The organism is Aneurinibacillus danicus (assembly GCF_007991215.1).
Lineage (GTDB): Bacteria > Bacillota > Bacilli > Aneurinibacillales > Aneurinibacillaceae > Aneurinibacillus > Aneurinibacillus danicus.
Window position 1 is genome coordinate 46,117 of sequence record NZ_BJXX01000052.1, and the last position, 22,689, is coordinate 68,805.

Below are 22,689 nucleotides of genomic sequence, written 5' to 3' on the forward strand. Positions count from 1 at the left end.
CAAAACCGCATGTCTTTTGCGACACTAAAAGTCAATTTCATCCAATAACTTGTCGATTGATTCAATACGTTCGTTGTTCAATTGTTCTTTCTGTCTACACTTCGAACACAGGACGTTTGTACACTTTTTCCCGTCAAGCAGATAGTTCGGGTCTATATTCAATGTGTCCCACACTTGCATTTGTATTCGCCCATACGCGACATAGAAACGTAGTTGACTAACTCGCACCCGCGCTCTTGCAGCCATGCTGAGAAACAAGCTGCTTCCTCTTGCCTGATACGTTCCTAGCGGCAGGTCGGGTATTTCCCTTCACGCTGTTTGAAGTTGCCTATTGACGTATTCCAATCATGTCCGTTCGAGCATCGGATTGTGATTTTGCTCTGCTAATTGAGGTATAGCCCATCGACAAAGGTGAAACCACTGTTTCGATTCCGAAGTTTTTAAGCAGGTTGATATAGCGTTTGTAGTACCCTTGTTTGTATAATTTACCTACCTGTAAGAAACGGAACAGGTGGACCCGGCTATCAATTCGAAGATGAACTGCCATCAAATAAAACAATCACCATCCAAGAAAAGTAGACAGAGTGAAAGAAAGAATATAGATAGCGCAAGAAAAAAGGCTTCCCGCTAAGCATTTTTCTTTTCCTCGCTGAGCTTGGACGGTCGTAGGGCGGATACGACCTATCACTGTCTCCCTCTCTGAGTGACCGAGATGTTTGATAGGTCAGCCTGAAGACCGGCCAAGCGCTCATTTCAGCTTCTTTTGGAAAAGAAACCCGCGTGCGGGAAGCCTTTTTTTCTTCGTTACTTTTTCCGTTTCACCACGGCTATTGTACAGCGTGATACACAGATAAGCTTGCCTTCTTCGTCGGTAATCTTGATGTCCCAGACCATGGTGGTGCGGCCTTTGTGCAGCGGCGTCGCTACAGCGGTCACGATGCCGTCCCGCTTCGCCCGGATGTGATTGGCGTTAATCTCAAGTCCGACCGCTGTCTCATTCTCCTGGTCAATCAAATTCCACGTCCCCATGCTGGCCACCGTCTCCGCGAGTACGACTGAAGCTCCGCCATGCAGCAGGCCGAATGGCTGGTGCGTTTTGGCATTGACCGGCATCGTCGCCGTCACTCGCTCCGGTGTCATTTCCCCTATCTCGATTCCCAATGTGCCGACGAGTGTATCTTTTATGTCCTTCATCAACATTCTATCATCTCCCTCACTCATTCTTTTTTTCATTAAATCCCAGACGAACCAGCATGCTTTTTAACAATTGTGTTTCCTCTTCCGTAAAATCGGCGAGGATGTTCTGGTTGCTCTGTTTCATCGCCTCTGTAAGCGATTTCTCCAATGTGCGGCCACGCTCTGTTACGTAAATCCTGTTCACTCGCCGGTCTTTAGGATCCGGCTTTCTCTCCACCAGTCCCTGGTGAGCCAATCGATCCAAAAGGCCGGTTATTGTCGCCGAATCAAGCCTTAACCGTTCTCCCAACTCGGCCCCATGCTGCCCCTCTTTCTCCCAGAGCAAGTGCAGAAGTGCATACTGGACCGGTGTAACTCCGTACGGCTGCAGTATGGTTTTGCTTGTTTGATACGCGCGCTGCTGGGCTTTACTAAGCAAAAATACGATGCAGTCTTCAAGCACAATCTGACACCCCTCCTGAATTTTCTTCCTATTCAGAATATAACACATAGCAAGTATCTTGTATACAACTAATTTGCATAAAAACAACCATGGCGTTTCAACCGCAACCCCGACATGAACATGATGGGAAGGGCGGCCAACTTTTATGGTGCAAAGGAAACAACAGAAGAGAACGAGGGGATGATTGCTTTGAAGAAAGGGAGTATTTCACAAGTGTAATATTCCCTTTCTTGCTCTAGCTTTGCTCCGCTTTCGTTTCGGCAGGAAGCCATACGGTAAACGCCGTGCCTTCACCCGCTTTGCTTTTAACGGTAATCGTACCCTGATGAAGGGTTACCAGCTCTTTAACGATCGCAAGTCCAAGTCCCGTTCCCGTCTCTTTACGGGAACGCACCCGGTCCACTTTGAAGAAGCGATCCCAGATGAATTCCAAATCGTGCTCGGAAATGCCAATACCCGTATCTTCTACGGTCACCCCGATGCCGCCGTCCCGCTCTCTCGCTCTCAGCGTAATCGATCCCTGTTCCGTAAATTTTAAGGCATTGCCCACCAGGTTAATGAAAATCTGCTCAATCCGGTGCGGATCGGCGATAATTCCCGGCAGCGGCGCCGTCATATCCAGGCGCAACTCAAGATTGCGCTTGGCAGCCTCTTCTTTGAACATAAACACAATCCGCCGCAGGAATGAGTCCATATCGATCGGACGCTTCACCAGATTCACCTCATGTTTCTCAAGGCGCACCAACTCCAGCAAATCATTGACGAGCCGATTCATGTGCATGACTTCTTTGTACATGACATCATAATATTTCTGGCGTGACGCTTCGTCAACGACCAGCCCGTCCTGCAGCGCCTCAAGAAACCCCTGCATCGCCGTCAAAGGAGTCCTGAGTTCATGTGACACATTAGCGAGAAAGTCCTGACGGGTCTGTTCAAAGTCGGCACGCTCCGCCTCTACAAGCTCAAGAGTCCCGGCCATCCGGTTAATCGTCCGTGCCAAATCTCCGATTTCGTCCTGAGACTCCACTACGGCGCGCTGGCTGTAATTCCCTCGTTCAATCTGCAGCGCCACGTCATCAATCCGCTTCAGCGGACGGGAGATCGTCCAGGAGAGATACGAGACCATAGCTGTGGAGAGCAAAATTCCAAGCAGTGTCGCCCACAAAATCATCTCCCTCATATTGCCGACCGTTTCTTCGATACCTTCTACCGGTGCGTGCAATACGATGCCGCCAAATACCTTGTCTTTTTGGCCCCACGGTACAACCACCGACATCATCGGTTTACTCAAACCTTCAAATCGCAAATTCTGGACAACGTCCTTCCCCTCCATGACCTGCTCGACGATCGAGCGGGCTACGGATTTGCCGATAAACACTTCATCCTGTGTCGAAGTGGAAATAATCCGTCCCTGCTGATCAAATACCCAAATGCGCGTATCGAACGTCTGGTCAAGAAACGCCAGCATCGCCGTTGTCTGGTCAGCTTGAACCGGATAATCTTGAATGGCAAGGTTTACTTTTTTCGCTTTACGGAGCAATTCTTCCTTCGTTCCATTGTATATGTAATTTTTGGCCAGCACCGACATGGAGAGGCCAAGAGCGCCAAGCCCCAGCAGCACCGTTACCATGTAGCTGAGCAGGAGCTTACGAAAAATGCTTTTGTTAATGCCGAACCATTCTCTCATTAAGCGGAGCACGACGCTTCCACCTCGAACTTGTAGCCCACGCCCCACACCGTATGAATGCATTCATATGGCAGCCGCGCCAGATGCTGACGTATTTTTTTGACGTGAACGTCCACCGTGCGAATATCGCCGAAAAAGTCATAGCCCCAGATTTGCTCGAGTAACTGTTCCCTTGTAAATACACTGCCCTGTGAACGGGCCAGGAACACAAGCAAATCGAATTCTTTCGGACGGAACTGCACTCTTTCGCCCGCGACGGTCACCTGGCGTCCCTGCAGATCAATCTGAAGGTCCTGGAACTGAAGGACATTGCTTTGTGCCGCATCCTTCTCCTCCGTTCCCCGCGGCTGCATCCGTCGGAAAATCGCTTTAATTCTCGCGACAAGCTCCCGCGGACTGAACGGCTTTGTGACATAGTCATCCGCGCCCAGCTCAAGGCCGAGCACCCGGTCGAATTCTTCTCCTTTTGCTGATAACATAATAATAGGCGTATCCATCGTTTTGCGAATTTCCCGGCACGCCTCGTATCCATCCATTTTTGGCATCATTACATCAAGAATAATCGCGTCCGGCTTCTCCGCCTCGGCGAGCCGTACCGCTTCGTCTCCATCATGCGCTTCTACTAAATCAATTTGCTGCTGGGCAAAGTACAGACGAATAATCTCTAGTACGTTCGTATCATCGTCAGCAACAAGCACTTTCGTTCCGTTCATCGCTATCTTCCTCCTCCATTCCGCACGCGCACTTTATACGGAATACGGCATTGCAAACTTTATCTATTTGTTATTCCATTAGTATATCACATTTTCTGCGCATGTTTTGCAAGCCGAAGGCATCTATTTATATCATTCGCTACAGAAAAACCCGTCATGTCCGTGCTGGAGGAAGGAATTTATGTTTTTACTCATTAGAATAACCGGTACGTTTGTACCGGTTATTCATAGGAAGAAGAAGCGTGAAGCTTATATTGTTTTTTTAAGTTATTAACATGTAAGTAATTGGTTGGTTTCTTATGCTATAGACGGCAAAATTTTGCTGTGGTATCGTACAGGCGTTTTGCTCGTTTATTGGTCTTTTGATGTCATTCCATTTCCTTCAATTGCTTTAGCAGCATACCGTCCTTAAAGCTCTTGCTCACCTCCCGATAGCTATACTTTACTCAAAAATTGTAACCGTACCGTGTCTTTCTTAAGAACTTTTTTTGATAAAAATATGATCAATTTGTGTTCGTTCCCCGGGTAAGCAAAACCCGAGTTGGCATCTCTTTTGAAAGAAGGTATGATGAAGAGAAAACGGATACACAGGAGGAATGCATATGGATGCTTCATTGGAGATTGTTGTTCGTTCTACTGAAATTGACGTCAACGGCCATGTCAACAATGCCAAATACCTCGAATACCTGGAGTGGGGTCGGGAAGAATGGTACGAGCGGGCAAACCTTGCCTATGACAAGTTTCTCGACTTAGGGATCCAGACGGTCACCGTCAACATCAACATTAATTACCGAAAAGAGTGCCTACAAAATGACCGTCTTACGATTACGACCAGACCGGAGCGGCTCGGCCGGACAAGCTATGTGTTAAAGCAGGAAATACATAACCAGCGCGGCGAGCTGGTTGCAGATGCCCTTGTAACGAGTGTCACAATGGATAGCCATACGCGCACAAGCCGGCCTGTACCGGATGAACTGGCGCGCTTATTCGCTCATCTTGCTTCATAATCCGGCTTATATAAGAAAAACTCGCGGGCGGTGCCGCTCGTCCTTTTTCCACACAGAAGACAAGCGGCCGCTTTGTGGCCCTTCGGTCGGACCGGCAAAACATCCGGGTACCTCGAAGAGGGAGACAATTGCCGGTCTTTCCCTCCCTTCAGGCCACACGCTCCACACGGAAAAAGCAACGGTCGGCACACGCCTCGCGAGTTTTTCCTCGATTACAATGGAGGAAAAGTATTATTATCGAAGAAGCCCCAGGCGGGTCAGTTTAACTTCCATCTCGACGTTTACTTTGATATGCGGATATTGTGCCTGCCACCACTTCGGGCTATAGCTGGAATACACGTTTTTCGCTTGCACATAGTTGCCCAGTCCCAGAGCATCCGAATTTGCCTTTTGCAGAATACGCATGGTTTCCTCTCCCTGTTGCTCCAGATGGCGGGCCACTTTTTCCTCCAGGTTCCGTAGCTGCTTCCTTGTTTTCACCTGAACTCCTTCATATTCCAATACCTGCCCTTTGACTTTCGCTTTAATATGCAGCGTGAGCTTTTTGGTCTGCGGATTGTAAGAAACGCTTCTTATGCGTGAGTTTTTCACGAACGACAAGGTAATTTTTGTTTTTTTGTCCAGCACCATGTTTAAATGATCCCGGTAGTTTACGCCGTCAAGCATCATGTATGAAGGCACAAGCTCCGCAGGCAGCCTTCCTGACATTTTCGAATCGCTGAACAGGGCCAATCCGCTTAATTTTATCCCCTGCTTTTCTACAATCATGTAAGGCACCGCCACAGCACGCCCCGGTGTTTTCAAATCACGAATAACGCTGCTTAAGCGGAACCTCGTCGTTCCCTGCACCCTTTCCTCCTGATGCAACACATTGTAAGTATACAGGCCTGCCCCCTGTTTGTCTCTCACATCGGCTTTCAGCGCATCGGCTGCCTTTCCTTTTACCACACCCACAAACATCATCGAACCAATGCTCGGATCACGGTAGAGAGGATCAACAATGTCCTTTATTCCACGGCGGGCGGTCTTCTCCCCGAATAAAATGACTTTAAGCTGTCCCGCTTCGACTCTTTTTCCGGAAAGATAGCTTAATTGTTTTCGTGCGTTTTTTTCGCTGCGTGCAACAACGGTCAGCAGTTGGGGCGAAAACCTCCCTTCCGGAATCATGCCCGGGAGCGTAACCGTAATTTGTAATTTATCAGAGCCGATTCGATCATACCCCGCCATTAAAACCAGACCCAAATCATCAAGCACTCTTCAGTCAACCGCAGTACAAGCGCCAAGCAGGACACACCCTAGCAGTATAAGCGTCCGAATCACAAGTTTCATGTCTTCTTCGTTCCTTTCCTAAAGTAAGACAGGACGACGAATGCCGCCGTATAGACACCCAGCACATACACCCAGATGACGCCCAGATATAACAGAACCTGGTCAATATCGAGAAAACGATCCGGTATAAAGAGCAGCGTCAGGAAAATCAGTAGCGTCAGCGTGCCCGGCTTGCTTAAGAATGACCCTTTTCGGATATGCTGGATGCTTTGTCCGCAGATAAGAATAAAACCGGTAACCGAAAGAAGAATCAGCATACTCCATGTACTCAGTCCGATGATTTCGACACGTTCAATAAACGGAAGCTGCACCAAACGGAACATATCCATCGTAGGATAGGATTGATGCTTCAACATATCGCTTCCATACATTCCCGTTGCCCCGACGATAATCAAAAAATAAACCAATGTAGTAAACCAGTGGCCCAGAGATGCATACAGTAGTGCTTTTTTCTTGGGCGCGATAAGCGGATAAAAGAAAAAGACGATTTCAAAGCCGAAATAATCCAGCATGATATCTTTTGTGGCTTTTGCATAGTCTTTTATTTCATGCTGGAAAAGCGGGAGCATAAATTCCCACTGAAAATTCAAGTAGGGATAAATCAGAAAAATCATAAGCCACACCGTAGAAAGAAGAACCACAACGCTAAAGCGGGTCAAAAGAGAAATACCGCCGCGCAAAATGAGATAACACGGATAAAGAAACAACAGATACAAAAAGACCGGGGAGCTGGCGGTAAAAATAAAGTCCTGGAGTATGCCAATGAAATCACGCAGCAAGAGCACTCCGAGCAGGAAATAGTACACCCCGATAAGGATGGAAAGAAACGAATTCAATGTTTTGCCGAACAGGATATGCCCGACTTCCAAAAGCGATAAACTCTGATATTTCCGAAGCACATAAAATATACATACCATAACGAACTGGACGAGAAGTGCCGCTAAAATAGCCACAATCCAACCTTCTCTTCCCACATCTTCAGCCATCACACGCGGCGCCCGCAGAATCCCAACCCCTACCTGCATGGTATTGACCAGAAAAAATAAATAAACCGGGTCAATGGAAAACCCGCCCCCGTATACGCCTCGACTCTTCTCCATGTACCACACTCCTTCAGCTAGGCTTGTTGCCGTTTCCACGACGGACATCCTGTGCACGATTCAAAGAAGACCTGTTTAAAAACAGCGAAAATGGAAACCGAATAACACTGTCTTTCCAGTCAGCTACACGGATAGGGATGAGCGGTGACAGGTATGGCGCGCCAAGAGAGCGCATTTCCAGCAGGTGAAGCATAACGACTACAAATCCGATAACAATACCAATGATTCCAAAGAATGCAGACAGGATAATAATCGCATAGCGAATGACACGTACCGCATTTGCGAGCAAATATGACGGAATCACAAAAGAAGAAATGGTGGAAGTGGCAACCGCAATGATGAGAAAGTTACTTGTAAATCCTGCGCTTACCGCAGCCTGCCCGATTACGATACCGCCGACAATACCGATGGTCTGCCCGATTTTGGTCGGCAGGCGCGCACCCGCTTCGCGCAGGAACTCGATGGTTACTTCCATAAGCAGCGCTTCATACAATGGAGGAAACGGAACTTTCGACCGCGTCCTCAGAAGCGTCATCAACATATCGCTTGGAATCATTTGATAATGAAATGTAGCTATCGCCACATAAATGGCTGTAAAAAACAGGGCGGCAAACAGCCCGACCATGCGCAAAAAACGGAGCAGCGAGGCGGACAGCCAGCGGTTATAATAATCGTCAGGCGACTGCAAAAATTCCCAGAATGTACTGGGGGCGATCCATGCATAAGGGGAGCCGTCCGCGAGCACGACAATCTTGCCGTCCAGAAGCGCCGATATTGCCTTTGACGGCTGTGTGGAAGAAACAAAGTTAGGGAACGGGGAATACGGATTGTCTTCTACAAATTCGGTCAATTCCGCAATGTCCGTAATGCCGTCGCGCTGTATGCTTTCAAGCCGCCGCTTCATCTCGCCCACATTCCACGGATTGGCCAGCCCTTCCATCCACAGAACACCGACCATCGTATTCGTCCGTTTACCGACAAGCAAAATATCGAAGCGCAAGTCAGCCGACCTCATACGCTTGCGAAGCATGCCTACGTTCGTCATCAACGATTCAATGAAGTTTTCCTGTGGTCCGAAAATGGTCGTCTCATTTTCCGACGGCTCCACAGACCGTTCCGGGGCACGAAACACATTCACCGCGATCGGAAACCCTTCGTCATGCAGGACAATGGCCCAGCCCTGTACAAGCTTTGTTATACAAGCTTCAATGTCCTCCACCTGTTCTGTTTCGCTGCCGCCCAGCATTTCGTTCATGGCTTTTACTTCACCGCGTATAAAATGGGCGGACAACGGCCGGATTACATACGTATCTATATATTCCGGAAGGACAATCGTACTCATATAACAGCAAATCACCGACTCTAAGCGGCGGTGGCAAAAATCCGTCATTTTACACAAAGTAGACAAACGTGCAAAATCGGCTTCCGCTCCTTTTCCCATTTTTTTTGACATATGGTCTATCATGTCGGAAGAGGAATGGGAAACATTTCCGTGAGAATAGACGCGGTGCTGAAAGATTCGTTTAAGAAAACGCAGCATGCTCTCCCCTCCTTTTGGCTTCTGTTACTTAGCTTGGATGATTAGGCAAAAATTATCCGCTCACACAAACAAAAACAGCCGGCCTCATTCGAGGTCGGCTGCACTCATTTATTTCCTGTTATGCGTCTTTTTGAATTTGGTATTTTGTTTTTTCTTTAATGGCGGACGGGGGCGCCGCTCCTGCGGCGATATAAGCCGTCCTTGAAACAACACGCGCTCCGGCATTTCAATATGAAGCTGTTTGGCGAGCTTGCCGGCCATAAACTTTTCTTTCGGCTCAAGCAGTGTCACCGCCATGCCACCTTTGCCCGCACGGCCAGTCCGGCCTACCCGGTGGATATAGCCGTCCGTATCAAGCGGCAAATCAAAGTTAATGACATGCGTAACATCGTCAATATCAAGTCCACGCGCCAGCAGGTCAGTCGTTACCAAACATCGGATGTCACCTCTGCGGATGCTATTCATCGCCTGCTCGCGTTCCGCTTTTCTCGTTTCGCTGTGAATGCCGGCGATGGACACTCCCTTGGCAGCAAGCCAATTCGCAATGTCGGCTACCTGATGCAGTTTTTTGACGAAAATCAGCGCACGTTCCGGGTTCAGTGCATGCAGCAAACGACGCAGCGTTTCAAATTTCTCCCGCTCCGGTGTCACAATGAAATACTGTTCGATGAGCTCCGGCAGGCGAGACTTCGCACGAATTTTAATCACCTTTGGCTCCTGATCCGTCCACTTCCTGCCCCACTCTTCTACCAGCGGCGAAATCGTGGCCGAGAAGACGGATAGCTGCCGATCCCGTGGCGTTCGCTGCACAACCGCTTCCACTTCGCGGATCATGCCGGATTCCAGCATCTGATCGGCCTCGTCAATGACCACCATCTTGACTTCGTGCACTTTCAGCTTTTTCTTCTCGATTAAATCATAGATGCGACCTGGCGATCCGACGATAATGTGTGGTTTCTGTTTCAGTTTTTCCATCTGGCGCTTGATGTCCACACCGCCCATAATAATTTGAAAACGAATGTCGGTTGCGTTGCATAATTCATCAAGCACGTGGCGAATCTGCACGGTTAATTCGCGGGTAGGGGCCAAGATTAGCGCCTGGGTCGCGGAACTGTCCGCTTGAATCCGCTGCAGCAGCGGAAGCAGATAAGCAAGCGTCTTGCCCGTGCCTGTCTGTGATTCGCCTACCACACTCCATCCTTCGAGCAGAAACGGAATGGCCTGCTGTTGAATCGGTGTCGGCGCCTTGATATTCATATTCGCAAGCCCTTTTAACAAAAAAGGGGCAAGCGTACTTTCGGCAAAAGTTTTCATCCGTGCTTCCCTTCCTCAGGCTGAGTCGGCAGCTGGATGGAGAACGTTGTGCCCTCGCCCAGCTTGCTGCGTACGGTAATCGTACCGTGATGGCCTTGTACAATATTTTTTACAATCGACAGTCCCAGACCCGTTCCGGCACGGCCGCGTGTCCGGGCTTTGTCGGCTTTATAGAATCGCTCGAATACAAACGGCAGATCCTCCGCCGGAATGCCGCTTCCGGTATCGGTTACTTCAATCGTGTACATCTCATCCTGTATGAACGTACGCAGCGTGACCGTTCCACCATGTCCGGTATGGCGGATCGCATTATCAACCAGGTTGGTTAACACCTGCTCCATCCGATCGTTGTCAAAGTAGAACGTCCCATCCGCCGCCTGCCAATCCAACTGCAGATGAATTCCCTGCTCTTTGGCTACCCCGCCGAATTTGCGAATGACTTTATCTTCGAGCTGCAGCAGATTCGCAGGCTGAATCTCCAGTGGAATATGCCCGGCTTCCATACGGGCCAGGTCAAGCAGCTCGTTGACGAGGCGCGACATGCGCAGTGATTCGTCATAAATGATCTGGGCTAATTCTTTCTTTTCTTCCTGCGACTCAGCGATATCGTCAATAATCGCTTCGCTGTAGCCCTGCAGCATCACGAGCGGCGTTCGCAGCTCATGCGAGACATTGGCGACAAAATCTTTGCGAAGCTTATCGAGACGGCGTTCCTGCGTCATGTCACGCAGCACGGCCACAGCGCCGCGTACCTGAGCATCATCATACAGCGGCGCCATAACAACGGCATAAATCCGTCCTTGCACAATCACGTCCGTTACAACTTCTTCCTCGTTTTTTACAACTTGCTCCAGAATAGAGCGCATAGAAGGAGGAAGTCCTTTTCCCTGATCGCTTTCGTCTTCTTCAGCTTCTGCGCCGCCTTGCTCATACTCCCAAGCTTTCAGCAATTCATCAGCCGGTGGGTTCGTAACAATAATGTGCCCGTTGCGGTCGAAAGTCATTACACCGTCCACCATGCTTTTCAGCACGCTCGCCACCTGTTCTTTTTCACGGGAGAGCGCAACAATTAAATCGTTCAGCCGACCAGCCATGTGGTTGAATGTGCTGGCCAAATCCCCTATTTCATCGTTCGTCCGAATGGAAATTTGCGTCGAGAAATCGCCGCGTGCGTATGAATCAGCCGCTTCCTTCATGGAACGGAGCGGTTGCGTAACCCGGGACGATAGGAAAAAAGCAAAAAATGTCGTCAAAATAATGCCAATGGCAGCGGCGTAAAAGATTAACCGGGTCGTCTTATAGGTCGTCTCCCTCAATTCTTCCATCGTCTGATATAAAATCAGCTCGCTATTCAATCCCTGCGAATGAAGGGGAACTGCTACCACAACAAACTCTTCGTAATGCGGTACGCTGCTTTTGGGCGGCAAAACCGAGAAAAAGTCCCGCGTAACGGCAATACGATCATTGTCCCTCGCCTGTCTCAGTACCGGATGTTTCAGGAACTCTTCCGGCCTTACTTCCGGAATGGAAGCATTGTTTGGCGCTGCACTGTCCTGATTATAATTCCCGAGCGAACCGGTAAGTACCATCCGCGTATCATACACATCCACCAGTTCTCTGGCAATGTTAAGCGTTTTCTCGCTGTCTTTGTAAACAAGAATGACATGCGCCATATTTTGCGCCAACTGCTTTAAGTCCTCCGTACGCTGCCGCTCGTAGAATTCGTCCAAAAAGGACATAAGCGTCAGGCTAAGCACAGTCAATACGACAGCAACCAGACCGATGATTGTAATCCAAAGCTTAAAAACAACCCGGTTTAACACTTACTTTGGCACCTCAAGCTTGTATCCGATTCCCCAAACGGTCGCAATCATATTCGCTGCAGCCGGAGAAATTTTGTTGAGCTTCTCCCGGAGACGTTTAATATGGGTATCTACGGTACGCAAGTCTCCGAAGAACTCATAATGCCATACGTCCTTGAGCAAATCCTCACGGGAGAAGACACGGTCCGGATGGCGCGCCAGGTAATAAAGCAGTTCATATTCTTTCGGCGTCAGGCTTACTTCTTCACCGGCAACCATCACGCGATGCGCATCATGATCAATGGATAAATCCGGGAAGACAAGCACATTGTGCGAACTGCTCGGCGTCGTGAGAAACGCGGTTGCAGACGAACGGCGCAAGAGCGCTTTCACCCTGTATACGACTTCGCGCGGACTGAACGGCTTCACCACATAATCGTCTGTACCGGACTCAAAACCCTGCACGCGATTGGCTTCCTCACCTTTTGCCGTTAACATAATAACCGGGGTCGCTTTCTTTTCGCGCAGCCGTGTACATACTTCAATACCGTCAATACCCGGCAGCATTAAATCAAGCAAAATAACATCATAGTCGGTAGCAAGCGCCATCTCAAGAGCCTGCTCTCCGTCTTCAGCTTCCTCTATTTGGAAGTTCTCTCTTTCCAAGTACATACGCAGCAGGCGGCGGATACGTTCCTCATCGTCTACTACGAGCACTTTGGCTTGATGTTCCATTTTCTTTCACCTCAGTTGACATTTTCAATAATAAGTCTGTTTTTCTACTTATTTTACCATTTTAAGCAACGAATTTGTGACCATAATCGTACAAATTATATGTTACCCAGGTTACAAAAGACAAGCTTTTGTTTTAATCTGGAGAGTTGTGGAAACAATATAAGAGCGAAAGGAGTGAGCTTCCATGAAAAAACAGGAACAAAACATTCGCTACGATTCCGAAGGTGAAAAAATCGTCAATCAGGAAATTATGAATGCCTACCAGAGCGGCGTTATCGGAGACGATGACACATACTCTCAGATGGGTGACAATCCACTAAGCGCCCATCGTCCTGAGAGCCGCCAGGAAAACCTTATGCAAGACAACGAACTTGAAGAAAAAAGTCCTGACGATTTCGAGTAGTCTCTTCGCACGCGGTTTTCTTTCCTTAGCCCGTCACTACTTTAAAAAGCGCCTCGCTCAAATCATACAGAGCGAGGCGCTTTCGTATCATTATTTCAATTACGCGTAAGAATGAAGCCCCGAGATGACAAGGTTGACGAAGACAAGGTTGAACATGACGATGATGAAGCCGATCACGGCCATCCACGCCGATCTCTTGCCCTGCCAGCCGCGGGAGAGGCGCAGGTGGAGATACGCGCTGTAGAATAGCCATGTAATCAGCGCCCATACTTCTTTCGGGTCCCAGCCCCAGAACCGTCCCCATGCCTCGTGCGCCCAAATCATCGCGAAGATAAGCGCGCCAAGCGTAAAGATTGGAAAACCAATCGCGATGGCACGGTAGCTAATCTCATCAACAAGATCCGGTTCCAAATCCTGCACCCACCTGCCGACCACGCCGGAAATGCGGCGGCGCAGCGCCAGGCGGGCCGCTCCATACAGCAGCGTACCACCTGCCACAGACCAGATCAGCGTATTGAACTTGCGGGCCGCTTGGTTTCCTTTCATGAATCCCGGTGCCTCGAACCAGGGTTTCATCTTGTCTGTTGTCTCAAGCGTACCGTCTTTAGGTCCGACAATCGCCGGCATATGGTATTTTACCTGGGAATCTACCACCTGGCCGGTCGACATTTGAAACGGCGCTTTAAATGTGGCCTGATATCCTGCAAGCTGGAAAGAGAATACAAGTACGATGAAAGCAACCAGTGTACAAATAACCCACATAACAAATTCGAGCCAGCTGGCCGACTTAGATTTCTCGTTCGGATCAAGCGTACGCAGCAGGTACATTAAACCGCCGGCAAAGCCGACCGCAAAAGCACCCTCACCAAGCGCCGCAGTCGTTACATGAATCTGCAGCCAATAGCTCTGCAGTGCCGGAATTAACGGCGTGATTTCACGTGGAAATACCGCTGCGTACGAAACGATAAGCACGCTGAATGGCATAACAAACGCGCCGATAAGCGGAATACGGTAAATAAGATATATCCCCAAAAACGCAAGGGTCATGGCAAAGCCAAGGAACTGCATAAATTCAAACATGTTACTGGTTGGAATGTGCCCGCCCACATACCAGCGAATTCCGATAAACACCGCATGCGCGAGAAACCCGATGACCGCCGCCGCGTATGCGAAGCGGCCGCGACGGCTCTGCTCCTCAGGCGTACGGTTGCGGAAGCTCTTGCCCGTTACGGCAACAAAAAACAGAATCGTTGCGACACAGTAAAAAATAAACGCGATGGTCAGCATAGTATTGCTGAGACCGATGAGACTATTCACGATTGTTTTGCCTCCTTCTCCAATTGTGCGGCGGAGATATGGTACCCGTTCGCTTCGAGAATTTTCACGACTTCATTCTTGATGCCAAACCAGTTTTTATTGGTGTGCGCTGCCACCAGCAGCTTCTCTTCTTCAACCTGGAACCAGATACGACGATGCTGCCAGTAGAAGCCCATCACAAGACCGAGCATACTGACCCCCGCGCCGAAGAAGATAATCGGCAGGCTTGCGTCCTTACGCACCATCAATCCGCTCATATCGACTAAGTCCGGCTTGGCAAACGCATACGTGACTTTCGGATCTTTACCGTCTGCCGTCAGCGTATCGCCGAGGAAAATCCACTGCTTCTCTCCGTCCGGTGTCTTCGGAGAAATGGTATTCACGATAAATGCCGGATTATTCGGCTCCGTCGACTTCGTAATCGGCTGCTTCATATCATCAAGGGCGAAATCAGGAAAATATTGTAGTACCTGTACCTTTACATTGTCATTTACTTTGATTTCTTTCGGCGGAGACAGCAAGTCCAGTTTTACGCTGCCCAGCGGTTCTTTAGTCGCTGTATCAACCAGATTTAGATTGAGCGCCTGCAGTTGATTTTCTTGTTCGCCTGCTTGATATAATAATAATCCTTCATACTTTAATGGATGATTAACCTCAATGTCATGCTTCGCAACCTGCTTTAACTTCGGTTCCGAACCCGGAATTTCCGCGTTTTCATTTTCATAGAGAACCGCTTTTGTTTTATATTCCTTTACGATGACACCATTTACGTCCAGCTTCTCGGGAAATTCATCATCCTGGTAGTACTCTTTAATGAACTGTTCGTTTTTGACATAATAGTTTGTCTCCGGTACCGGGACGGTTTGCCCTTCACGTACCCAGACATACTGGTCGAGATAGAAACCGGGAATGAGGCGCATTAAACAGCCGATCAAAAAGATAATGAGCCCGATGTGGTTGATATACGGACCCCAGCGGCTAAACCGGCCTTTTTCACCCAGTAAAGCGTTCTCTTCGCGTCGTACGTGATAACGTTTTTTCTTGAGTGCTTCTTCAAGCGAAGCCGTCAACTGTTCTACCTCTTTGCCCTCGGCGTTCAACTCCACACTAACTTTCTGGATTTGGAGGAAACGCTTGTCCCTTTTGACGCGCTGTGTTTTCAGCGCGCGATACAGCGGCACGACACGGTCGAGGCTGCAGACAACAAGCGAGATACCAATTCCTAACATAAGCGCGATAAACCACCAGGAAGAATATAAATTATGAAAGCCGAGTCTATAATAAATAAGCCCGAGAGTTCCATAGGCTTCCGGGTAGTACTGCTCCGCCGGTTTCGGCACCGGAATATAGCGCTCCTGTGGAAACACCGTACCGATGGCCGATGCGATAAGCGTCAACACAATCATGATGACCGCATTGCGCACCGAAGAGAAGAAGTTCCAGATGCGGTCTACGATCGTTTTGTGGTATGTTTGCGAACGCCGGGCCGCGCCTTCGTAACGCATATCCACCTTCTTACCAGCAACCTCGCTCGCAAGCGGGGCTCCGCATGATTCGCACAGCATGGTACCGACCGGATTCGAATGCCCGCATTCGCATTTCACATTGTCCAACATGGTTTCACCTCAAATTTCTTACGGAGCAATCTGTTGCATATTATCATGAATCGTCTGATATGACATCGGACCGCCCACAATGTGCTTATAGAGCGTTCCATCCGCTTTTATAAAAAACGTAGAAGGCATTTCGCCGATCTGGTATTTGCGAGTAATGGCCCGCGACGGATCCATTAATAGTGGCAGCGCATCCAATTTGTACTGGCGGGCAAACGATTGGACCGGAATTTCCGATTCTCCTACATTAAGCGCGAGAATCACCACGTTCTTATCCGCAAATTCTTTCGCCGCTTTATTCAAATCCGCCATCTCTTCGCGGCACGGCGGACAGTACGTTCCCCAGAAATTCAATACGACCGCCTTGCCCTTCAACTGGCTCAGCTGGACTTTTCCACCGCCGACCTGCTGGGCGACGAAATCAGGCACTGGTTTGCCGACCTGTACCGTCGTCTTGTCTTTAAAAAATGCGCTGTAAAATGTCCAGCCAACCGCCAGAACGATGACCGCCAAGACGATTAGCCGTGTTACCTTACGCGTTCCCATACTTGGGCACCCTCCTCAACACACTGCAGTAGCTACTGTTTTCATTGTCAAATCAAGGATAACTATACACATTATAACGGCAATAAAAATTAACACTTCACCTACTTTTTGAACGTTTCGTGACAGCAAACATTTCCATTTACCTACAATATTAGCTTATCGCAATTTGCTTTTCATGCAAATCCACAGGCATGCTTACGAAAAAACGGGTCAAATAATGCATAAATATTTATTTACATATGTATTTATTCGTTGTAGAATTGAATCTATCTTAAGCCGCACGACCGGCTCAACGTTCGATAAAGAAAAAGGAGTGGACGCGAGATGATCCCGACTGAGATGCAGTGGAACGCTTTGCTGCAGCGCCATGCGACCGTTACTGTACATACGAAAAATCAGAAAGTGACAGGCGATTTGTACAACGTGACGGACGAACAGGTGATTTTAATTGTGCCGAATAAACAGGACCTGTTCGAAGTGATTCCCCGCGTGGATATCTATGACATTACATGGTAGCTTCATGCATAAATATCTGGTTTTAAAGAAATGGCGATTTCCAGCCATTTTTCTGTGAAAATCCTGAAATAAAGAAGGAAGGAGAGAGAAAAAAGATCTAAGGAAGAAAAAGGTGTTCGCCTTTTTCCCCATTGAAATCACCCCCTCGTTCTCTTCTCTCTTTTCCTTCGTACCGCAAAAGTCAGGCGTGCAACTTCTTCTCCCGTTAGCGGACGGTATTTTCCTTCCGGCACACCATCAAGCGTAAGAAAGGCCAGGCGAATACGCTTCAGTTTAACAACCGGATGGCCGACTGCTTCGCACATCCGCCGCACCTGACGGTTGCGTCCCTCATGAATGGTAAGTTGAATCACGCTTGTCCCCTCTTTTTCCTGATAGCGAAGCCGGACCGCTTCAGCCGGCGCGGTCATTCCGTCTTCAAGCATGACCCCCTGTCGGAGCCGTGCAAGCGCCCTTTCTTCCATCCTTCCCTTTACGACCGCTTCATACACTTTATCCAGCTCATGGCGCGGATGCATGATGTGATTGGCGAACTCGCCGTCATTTGTGAGGAGCAGCAGGCCGGACGTATCGTAGTCAAGCCTTCCTACCGGGTAAATCCTCTCCTGCACCCGATTCATTAAATCCAATACCGTCTTTCTCCCCTGCGGATCAGTAACGGATGTAATATAGCCAATCGGTTTATTTAATAGAAAGTACACAGGACGCTCACGGGCGATGATTTTGCCGTCCACCTCAATCTCATCGTTCAACGGGTCGGCTTTAAAGCCAAGCTCGCGCACAACAATCCCATTGACTTTCACGCGCCCGGCCAAAATGAATTCTTCACACTTTCTCCGTGAAGCTACCCCTGCCTGGGCCATAATTTTTTGCAATCGTTCCATTTCTTATCTACCTCCTCCCCCATCATACCTCTCTCGTCCGCCGGACACAATGTTAAGCAAAAAGCTCCCGTCTCTTACGAGAAGCGGGAGCTTATCCGAATACCATCCAGACGACAAACAATGAGGCGAGAACGCCGACAAGATCCGACAGCAAACCGACTTTCAGCGCATATTTCGTATTCCGTACCGCCACCGCGCCAAAATACACCGTCAACACATATAGTGTCGTATCTGTACTGCCCTGTATCGTGCTCGCCAGACGTCCAATATAGGAATCGGGTCCATACTGGGCGATTAAGTCGGTTGTAATCGCAAGTGAGCCGGATCCGGTAATCGGACGCAGCAAGGAAAGTGGCAGCACCTCCACCGGAAAATGTATCAGGTCAAGCAGCGGGCGAATTGTCTTCAGCAGCAGGTCCATCGCACCCGATTCACGGAAGATGGTAATCGCCACCATCATCCCGACTAGATGGGGCATGATGCGAATCGCCGTTCCGAAGCCCGCTTTTGCCCCGGATGTGAACGTATCGTATACCGGCACTTTTTTGTATAGGGCATACGCCAATACATACGACAGAAGCAGTGGAATGGCCCAGGTCGATAGCTGTGTCACAAGTGCATACATTACTGCCGCTTCCACTCCTTTCGTTGATACCACCGGTCGATAAGTATTGCGCTGAATGTGGCGATAAACGTAGCCAGCAGCGTCGTACCGACAATCTCCGCCGGATTGACCGAATTGTAATTCATACGGATGGCAATGATGGTAGTCGGAATCAAGGTAATGCTTGCCGTATTCAACGCGAGCAGCGTACACATTGCAGGTGTGGCCGTATTAGGATCAGGATTAAGCTTTTGCAGCTCCTGCATTGCCTTAATCCCCATCGGCGTCGCCGCATTGCCCAATCCAAAGATATTGGCCGCCATGTTGGACAGAATATAGCCAAATGCCGGATGATCTTTCGGCACCGTCGGAAACAGCCAGCGGGCGATGGGACCGAGCAGGCGGGCCATCTGCTTCAAGAGGCCGGCCTCTTCCGCTACTTTCATTACACCCATCCAAAATATCAGGATGCTAATTAAACCGAAGGTGACGGTAACGCCCGTTTTTGCTCCTTCAAATACAGCTTTGTTAACCGCCTCGACATTTCCCGTGACAAATGCGGTAGCGATACCGATAAAAATCATGCCCGCCCAGATATAATTAACCATTTATATTCCCTCCAGCATCGTTCGTACGAACGACTCCAGATTTGACGTGAAGCGGTGCCCGATAGCCTGGGCCATTGTCTCCTGTTCCAGCGTGAGCGCCACCCGTCCGATTACCGTATCGTCCAGTGTGATTTCAAGAAATGGCTGCTTGATGTTACGTACAATCCTCTTACCTACCTTCGACTTCTCCTCCGCAGTCAGCGGATAAGAGAACGCGCGGCTGCTGTAGTAAGCGATCGCGCCATTTTCCTGCTTGTCCTCGCCTACCCGCTCATTCTCACGGACAATATCTGTGCGGGGATACTGACTGAATCCGTAGTCGAGCCAGCTCATTGAATCGTCCCAGTCCTGCGGCGCGTTCAATACAACGACGGCAAGCTGCTGGCCGTCCCTTGTCGCGGATGAAGACAAACAGCGCTTCGCAAGCTTCGTGTAGCCGGTTTTGACTCCGTCCGCTCCTTTATACAAACGCAGCATTTTGTTTTTGTTTAATAGCTTGCGATCCCACTGCTCACCTTCCCATGGAATGTGTTTGACCTCAGTAGAGACAATTTTGCGGAATTCCGGGTTACGCAGGGCGTACGCCGTAAGGATGGCCATGTCCCGTGCCGTGGAATAATGATTATCACTGTCGTCAAGTCCGTGCGGGTTCGTAAAATGGCTGGACTCCATGCCGATGTACTCCGCTTTTTCGTTCATTAGCCGGGCAAATCCCTCGATCGATCCCCCCACGTGCTCGGCAATGGCGACAGCGGCGTCATTGCCTGAACGAAGCATCAGGCCGTATAACATGTCTTCCATTTTCATTTTTTCGCCGCGTTTCAAGTAAATCGAAGAACCTTCCTTTGCATAGGCACTGTTCGGCGTCGTGACGATATCCTGGCTATTCCCTTCCTCAAGGGCGACGATGGCGGTCATAATCTTCGTAAGGCTTGCGATGCGCATTCGCTTATCGCCCTGCTTCTCCGCCAGAATGCGTCCGCTCGCGACATCGATGAGCACGGCTGTTTCGGCGGATACGGGCGGCGGAGCTGGTCCCGTCGCCTGCGTAAGCTGCGGCAGCATCAACAGACAAATAACGAGTATAATAACGAGTTTCCTCACTTTACTCCCCCTTATCCCGGATGACGGTTTGTCCTGTTCTTTCTATGTACATGTATATGGCTTATCCACAAAATTATGAGTGGAATAAGAAAAACTCTCGGACGTTGCCGCTCGTCCTTTTTCCACACAGAAGACAAACGGCCGGCATACGCCTCGCCGTTTTTCCCTGCTTTCTATCCGTAAAAAAAGCCCCGAGCAGACTATTTGCTCAGGGCATTATTTCTCGTCTTTATCTTTCTTGTAAAACAGATACGCTTCCTGCTCCACATCCGCGCCTTCCGCCGAAAAATCAGGCACCGGTGGCAGATCTTCTAAGCTGCGCAGACCGAAATATTCAAGGAACTCTTTCGTCGTTCCGTATAGGATTGGCCGGCCCACCGCATCGGCCCGCCCTACCTCTTTAATAAGGTTCTTGCTTATCAGGCGCGAGATTGAACTCTCGCACTTTACGCCGCGAATTTCTTCAAGCTCAAGGCGCGTGATCGGCTGCTTGTACGCGATAATCGCCAGCGTCTCGAGCGCTGCTTGAGACAGCGTAGCATAGGATGGTGTGTAGGCCAACTTTTCGAAATACTCAGCGAACTCGGGCCGTGTCGTAAACTGGTATGCCTGTGCAATCTCAACAATCTGCAGCCCGCGCTGCTGCTCTTTGTAATCTTTCTTCATCTCGTCCATCAGGGCGACAACTTCGTGAAGTTCCAAATCCAGGATGGAAGCCAGTTGCTTCGCTTCGATCCCTTCATCCCCCGCTACAAACAATAGCCCTTCCACGATCGCTTTCAACCGCTCTACATCAATCATACCGCATCCTCCTGCATCCGCAACACCACAATCTCTGCAAACAGCCCGTCCTGCTGACATGCAACTGTCCGCTTTTTCATCATCTCCAGCAGCGCAAGAAACGTTGTTACAATCTCGATTTTCGATTCTTTTTCCGTAAACAGCTGCGAGAAATACACCTGTCCGCCCGCAACCGTAAGCAGTTTATCAATTTCTGCGATACGATCCTTTAAGGAAATCTCGTCACGCTGCACCTTCACCGTTTGTTCCTTACGATTTACACGCTTGAACGCTTTTTGCAAAGCATCTACCAGGTCATAGATTGTCACATTCGAAATCGGATTCTCTTCTTCGGGAATGAACTGGCTCAAATCTTCGGCCGGCCGGGTGTATACCCGGCTTTGTTCCTTCTCCCGCTCACGGAACGTTTCCGCGATTTTTTTATATTTTTTATACTCCAGCAGGCGCTGGACCAGTTCTTCGCGGGGATCTTCCTCTTCTTCATACGGCTCGATGCCCCACTCGTCATACATTGCTTCCTCACGCTTTGGCAGCAGCATCTTGCTCTTGATCGCAAGCAGCGTCGCCGCCATGACAAGAAATTCGCTGGCCACATCCAGTTGCAGCTCCTGCATGATATATAAATGGCTCATATATTGATCGGTAATTTCTACGACCGGAATATCATAAATATCGACTTCGGCCCGGTCAATCAAATGCAGCAGAAGATCCAACGGACCTTCAAACGTATCCAGTTTGATGTCAACACCCATCAAACATCCACCTCCCTATCTCACCAGGGAAAACAGTATGTTCTGCACCCACTCGTATGGCTTGTATAGCACGAACGAACCCAGAGCGGGAATAAAGATTAACAGCAGCAGCACAAACGTGCCATACGGCTCCATTCTCTCAAAAAAGCCGTCAAATCGGCGCGGCAAAGAATAGCGCAGAATTTTCGAGCCGTCCAGCGGGGCTACCGGCAGCAGATTGAATACAAACAGCGCCACATTAATGGCGAAGCTCCAGGCAATCGTATTCCCTACCAGTGTCGCCGCCCATTGCGGCCATGTATTCAGCGTGCCTGTAGATAGCAAATACCAATTGACCTGCAAGAACAGAATGGCAAGAATCAAATTCGTCAACGGACCCGCTATAGCCACATACACCATGCCTAAACGGCGATTGCCGCGAAAATGGAACATGTTGACCGGCACCGGGCGCGCCCATCCAAACGGGCCGAACAGAATCATCAGCATCCCGAACGGTTCGACGTGACTGACCGGATTCAGCGTCAGGCGCCCTTCGTTTTTCGCCGTGTTGTCTCCGAGCTTATAAGCCACAAACGCATGCGCCCATTCGTGAATAGAAAAAGCGATGACAAATGCGATAACCCGATATAACAGTGAATCCCAATCAAAATTGAACAACACCGCTCCCCCTTTTTC

The 22,689-nt window shown here is 49.3% G+C and carries 25 protein-coding genes; 3 read left to right on the plus strand and 22 right to left on the minus strand.

The annotated features are described in order from the left end of the window. Nucleotides 1-24: 24 nt before the first annotated feature. From ADA01nite_RS06100 to ADA01nite_RS06125, 6 genes are all read right to left on the minus strand, one after another. Nucleotides 25-258: a hypothetical protein gene (locus ADA01nite_RS06100; RefSeq protein WP_146809073.1), complete on the minus strand. Its 234-nt coding sequence runs from the start codon at nucleotides 256-258 to the stop codon at nucleotides 25-27. 70 nt (nucleotides 259-328) lie between these two features. Next, nucleotides 329-547, minus strand: a complete 219-nt coding sequence (locus tag ADA01nite_RS06105; RefSeq protein WP_146809074.1) for a hypothetical protein — start codon at nucleotides 545-547, stop codon at nucleotides 329-331. Between the two features lie 257 nt (nucleotides 548-804). Further along, complete coding sequence (locus ADA01nite_RS06110) at nucleotides 805-1,200, minus strand: hotdog fold thioesterase (protein WP_146809075.1); 396 nt, start codon at nucleotides 1,198-1,200, stop codon at nucleotides 805-807. Nucleotides 1,201-1,213: 13 nt separating this feature from the next. Further along, nucleotides 1,214-1,639, minus strand: coding sequence for a MarR family winged helix-turn-helix transcriptional regulator (locus ADA01nite_RS06115; protein ID WP_246147240.1), 426 nt, complete (start codon nucleotides 1,637-1,639; stop codon nucleotides 1,214-1,216). A gap of 235 nt (nucleotides 1,640-1,874) precedes the next feature. Beyond that, complete coding sequence (locus tag ADA01nite_RS06120; RefSeq protein WP_307724481.1) at nucleotides 1,875-3,338, minus strand: sensor histidine kinase; 1,464 nt, start codon at nucleotides 3,336-3,338, stop codon at nucleotides 1,875-1,877. After that, nucleotides 3,326-4,039, minus strand: coding sequence for a response regulator transcription factor (locus ADA01nite_RS06125; RefSeq protein ID WP_146809077.1), 714 nt, complete (start codon nucleotides 4,037-4,039; stop codon nucleotides 3,326-3,328). Before ADA01nite_RS06125 ends, ADA01nite_RS06120 begins: the two co-directional genes overlap by 13 nt. Nucleotides 4,040-4,641: 602 nt before the next feature. Between ADA01nite_RS06125 and ADA01nite_RS06130 the strand changes: the two genes are divergently transcribed. After that, a complete protein-coding gene (locus tag ADA01nite_RS06130; RefSeq protein ID WP_146809078.1) occupies nucleotides 4,642-5,046 on the plus strand; it encodes an acyl-CoA thioesterase in 405 nt (134 codons plus the stop codon). Nucleotides 5,047-5,280: 234 nt separating this feature from the next. Here ADA01nite_RS06130 and ADA01nite_RS06135 read toward each other — a convergent pair whose 3' ends face one another. From ADA01nite_RS06135 to ADA01nite_RS06160, 6 genes are all read right to left on the minus strand, one after another. Beyond that, the gene (locus ADA01nite_RS06135; protein WP_146809079.1) at nucleotides 5,281-6,300 is read right to left on the minus strand and encodes a Ger(x)C family spore germination protein; all 1,020 of its coding nucleotides are present in this window, start codon (nucleotides 6,298-6,300) and stop codon (nucleotides 5,281-5,283) included. Nucleotides 6,301-6,371: 71 nt separating this feature from the next. Next, the gene (locus ADA01nite_RS06140; RefSeq protein WP_170230164.1) at nucleotides 6,372-7,475 is read right to left on the minus strand and encodes a GerAB/ArcD/ProY family transporter; all 1,104 of its coding nucleotides are present in this window, start codon (nucleotides 7,473-7,475) and stop codon (nucleotides 6,372-6,374) included. A gap of 13 nt (nucleotides 7,476-7,488) precedes the next feature. Then, nucleotides 7,489-9,015: a spore germination protein gene (locus ADA01nite_RS06145; protein ID WP_146809081.1), complete on the minus strand. Its 1,527-nt coding sequence runs from the start codon at nucleotides 9,013-9,015 to the stop codon at nucleotides 7,489-7,491. 108 nt (nucleotides 9,016-9,123) lie between these two features. Beyond that, nucleotides 9,124-10,329, minus strand: a complete 1,206-nt coding sequence (locus ADA01nite_RS06150; RefSeq protein ID WP_146809082.1) for a DEAD/DEAH box helicase — start codon at nucleotides 10,327-10,329, stop codon at nucleotides 9,124-9,126. Continuing rightward, nucleotides 10,326-12,152 carry an ATP-binding protein gene (locus ADA01nite_RS06155; RefSeq protein ID WP_246147241.1) on the minus strand — a complete coding sequence of 609 codons (1,827 nt, stop codon included), beginning with the start codon at nucleotides 12,150-12,152 and terminating at the stop codon, nucleotides 10,326-10,328. The genes ADA01nite_RS06150 and ADA01nite_RS06155 overlap by 4 nt, the downstream gene beginning before the upstream one ends. Further along, nucleotides 12,153-12,866: a response regulator gene (locus tag ADA01nite_RS06160; RefSeq protein ID WP_146809083.1), complete on the minus strand. Its 714-nt coding sequence runs from the start codon at nucleotides 12,864-12,866 to the stop codon at nucleotides 12,153-12,155. Nucleotides 12,867-13,050: 184 nt separating this feature from the next. Here ADA01nite_RS06160 and ADA01nite_RS06165 point away from each other — a divergent pair, with 184 nt between their 5' ends. Beyond that, the gene (locus ADA01nite_RS06165) at nucleotides 13,051-13,269 is read left to right on the plus strand and encodes a hypothetical protein (RefSeq protein WP_146809084.1); all 219 of its coding nucleotides are present in this window, start codon (nucleotides 13,051-13,053) and stop codon (nucleotides 13,267-13,269) included. Between the two features lie 99 nt (nucleotides 13,270-13,368). Here ADA01nite_RS06165 and ccsB read toward each other — a convergent pair whose 3' ends face one another. Genes ccsB through resA form a run of 3 tightly spaced genes read right to left on the minus strand, consistent with a single transcriptional unit; the run spans nucleotide 13,369 to nucleotide 16,745 of the window. Continuing rightward, nucleotides 13,369-14,556, minus strand: coding sequence for a c-type cytochrome biogenesis protein CcsB (gene ccsB, locus ADA01nite_RS06170; RefSeq protein ID WP_146809094.1), 1,188 nt, complete (start codon nucleotides 14,554-14,556; stop codon nucleotides 13,369-13,371). Nucleotides 14,557-14,582: 26 nt separating this feature from the next. Further along, on the minus strand, nucleotides 14,583-16,202 hold the full coding sequence (resB, locus tag ADA01nite_RS06175) for a cytochrome c biogenesis protein ResB (RefSeq protein WP_246147242.1): 1,620 nt from the start codon (nucleotides 16,200-16,202) through the stop codon (nucleotides 14,583-14,585). A gap of 18 nt (nucleotides 16,203-16,220) precedes the next feature. Beyond that, nucleotides 16,221-16,745, minus strand: coding sequence for a thiol-disulfide oxidoreductase ResA (gene resA / locus ADA01nite_RS06180; RefSeq protein ID WP_146809085.1), 525 nt, complete (start codon nucleotides 16,743-16,745; stop codon nucleotides 16,221-16,223). Nucleotides 16,746-17,069: 324 nt separating this feature from the next. Between resA and ADA01nite_RS06185 the strand changes: the two genes are divergently transcribed. After that, on the plus strand, nucleotides 17,070-17,261 hold the full coding sequence (locus ADA01nite_RS06185) for a hypothetical protein (protein WP_146809086.1): 192 nt from the start codon (nucleotides 17,070-17,072) through the stop codon (nucleotides 17,259-17,261). A gap of 137 nt (nucleotides 17,262-17,398) precedes the next feature. On the opposite strand, the gene ADA01nite_RS06190 is transcribed toward ADA01nite_RS06185, so the two are convergent. From ADA01nite_RS06190 to ADA01nite_RS06220, 7 genes are all read right to left on the minus strand, one after another. After that, a complete protein-coding gene (locus ADA01nite_RS06190; RefSeq protein WP_146809087.1) occupies nucleotides 17,399-18,145 on the minus strand; it encodes a pseudouridine synthase in 747 nt (248 codons plus the stop codon). A 91-nt stretch (nucleotides 18,146-18,236) separates the two neighbouring features. Then, entirely contained in the window at nucleotides 18,237-18,770 is a 534-nt protein-coding gene (locus ADA01nite_RS06195; protein WP_146809088.1) for a spore maturation protein, read from the minus strand. Beyond that, a complete protein-coding gene (locus tag ADA01nite_RS06200) occupies nucleotides 18,770-19,357 on the minus strand; it encodes a nucleoside recognition domain-containing protein (protein ID WP_146809089.1) in 588 nt (195 codons plus the stop codon). The genes ADA01nite_RS06195 and ADA01nite_RS06200 overlap by 1 nt, the downstream gene beginning before the upstream one ends. Continuing rightward, nucleotides 19,358-20,422, minus strand: coding sequence for a D-alanyl-D-alanine carboxypeptidase family protein (locus tag ADA01nite_RS06205; RefSeq protein WP_146809096.1), 1,065 nt, complete (start codon nucleotides 20,420-20,422; stop codon nucleotides 19,358-19,360). 255 nt (nucleotides 20,423-20,677) lie between these two features. Further along, the gene (gene scpB, locus ADA01nite_RS06210; protein ID WP_146809097.1) at nucleotides 20,678-21,259 is read right to left on the minus strand and encodes an SMC-Scp complex subunit ScpB; all 582 of its coding nucleotides are present in this window, start codon (nucleotides 21,257-21,259) and stop codon (nucleotides 20,678-20,680) included. Next, complete coding sequence (locus ADA01nite_RS06215; RefSeq protein ID WP_146809098.1) at nucleotides 21,259-22,014, minus strand: segregation and condensation protein A; 756 nt, start codon at nucleotides 22,012-22,014, stop codon at nucleotides 21,259-21,261. The genes scpB and ADA01nite_RS06215 overlap by 1 nt, the downstream gene beginning before the upstream one ends. A gap of 15 nt (nucleotides 22,015-22,029) precedes the next feature. Further along, on the minus strand, nucleotides 22,030-22,674 hold the full coding sequence (locus tag ADA01nite_RS06220) for a site-2 protease family protein (RefSeq protein ID WP_146809090.1): 645 nt from the start codon (nucleotides 22,672-22,674) through the stop codon (nucleotides 22,030-22,032). Between the last annotated feature and the right edge of the window lie 15 nt (nucleotides 22,675-22,689).

Coding starts and splice junctions, on each gene's coding strand:
- ADA01nite_RS06105 (WP_146809074.1), bottom strand. CDS start 547: ATGGCAGTTCATCTTCGAATTGATAGCCGGGTCCACCTGTTCCGTTTC.
- ADA01nite_RS06200 (WP_146809089.1), bottom strand. CDS start 19,357: ATGGTTAATTATATCTGGGCGGGCATGATTTTTATCGGTATCGCTACC.
- ADA01nite_RS06190 (WP_146809087.1), bottom strand. CDS start 18,145: ATGGAACGATTGCAAAAAATTATGGCCCAGGCAGGGGTAGCTTCACGG.
- ADA01nite_RS06130 (WP_146809078.1), top strand. CDS start 4,642: ATGGATGCTTCATTGGAGATTGTTGTTCGTTCTACTGAAATTGACGTC.
- ADA01nite_RS06205 (WP_146809096.1), bottom strand. CDS start 20,422: ATGCTGCCGCAGCTTACGCAGGCGACGGGACCAGCTCCGCCGCCCGTA.
- resA (WP_146809085.1), bottom strand. CDS start 16,745: ATGGGAACGCGTAAGGTAACACGGCTAATCGTCTTGGCGGTCATCGTT.
- resB (WP_246147242.1), bottom strand. CDS start 16,202: ATGTTGGACAATGTGAAATGCGAATGCGGGCATTCGAATCCGGTCGGT.
- ADA01nite_RS06125 (WP_146809077.1), bottom strand. CDS start 4,039: ATGAACGGAACGAAAGTGCTTGTTGCTGACGATGATACGAACGTACTA.
- ADA01nite_RS06195 (WP_146809088.1), bottom strand. CDS start 18,770: ATGTATGCACTTGTGACACAGCTATCGACCTGGGCCATTCCACTGCTT.
- ADA01nite_RS06160 (WP_146809083.1), bottom strand. CDS start 12,866: ATGGAACATCAAGCCAAAGTGCTCGTAGTAGACGATGAGGAACGTATC.
- ADA01nite_RS06145 (WP_146809081.1), bottom strand. CDS start 9,015: ATGCTGCGTTTTCTTAAACGAATCTTTCAGCACCGCGTCTATTCTCAC.
- ADA01nite_RS06150 (WP_146809082.1), bottom strand. CDS start 10,329: ATGAAAACTTTTGCCGAAAGTACGCTTGCCCCTTTTTTGTTAAAAGGG.
- ADA01nite_RS06185 (WP_146809086.1), top strand. CDS start 17,070: ATGATCCCGACTGAGATGCAGTGGAACGCTTTGCTGCAGCGCCATGCG.
- ADA01nite_RS06110 (WP_146809075.1), bottom strand. CDS start 1,200: ATGTTGATGAAGGACATAAAAGATACACTCGTCGGCACATTGGGAATC.
- ADA01nite_RS06165 (WP_146809084.1), top strand. CDS start 13,051: ATGAAAAAACAGGAACAAAACATTCGCTACGATTCCGAAGGTGAAAAA.
- ADA01nite_RS06215 (WP_146809098.1), bottom strand. CDS start 22,014: ATGGGTGTTGACATCAAACTGGATACGTTTGAAGGTCCGTTGGATCTT.
- ADA01nite_RS06140 (WP_170230164.1), bottom strand. CDS start 7,475: ATGGAGAAGAGTCGAGGCGTATACGGGGGCGGGTTTTCCATTGACCCG.
- ccsB (WP_146809094.1), bottom strand. CDS start 14,556: ATGCTGACCATCGCGTTTATTTTTTACTGTGTCGCAACGATTCTGTTT.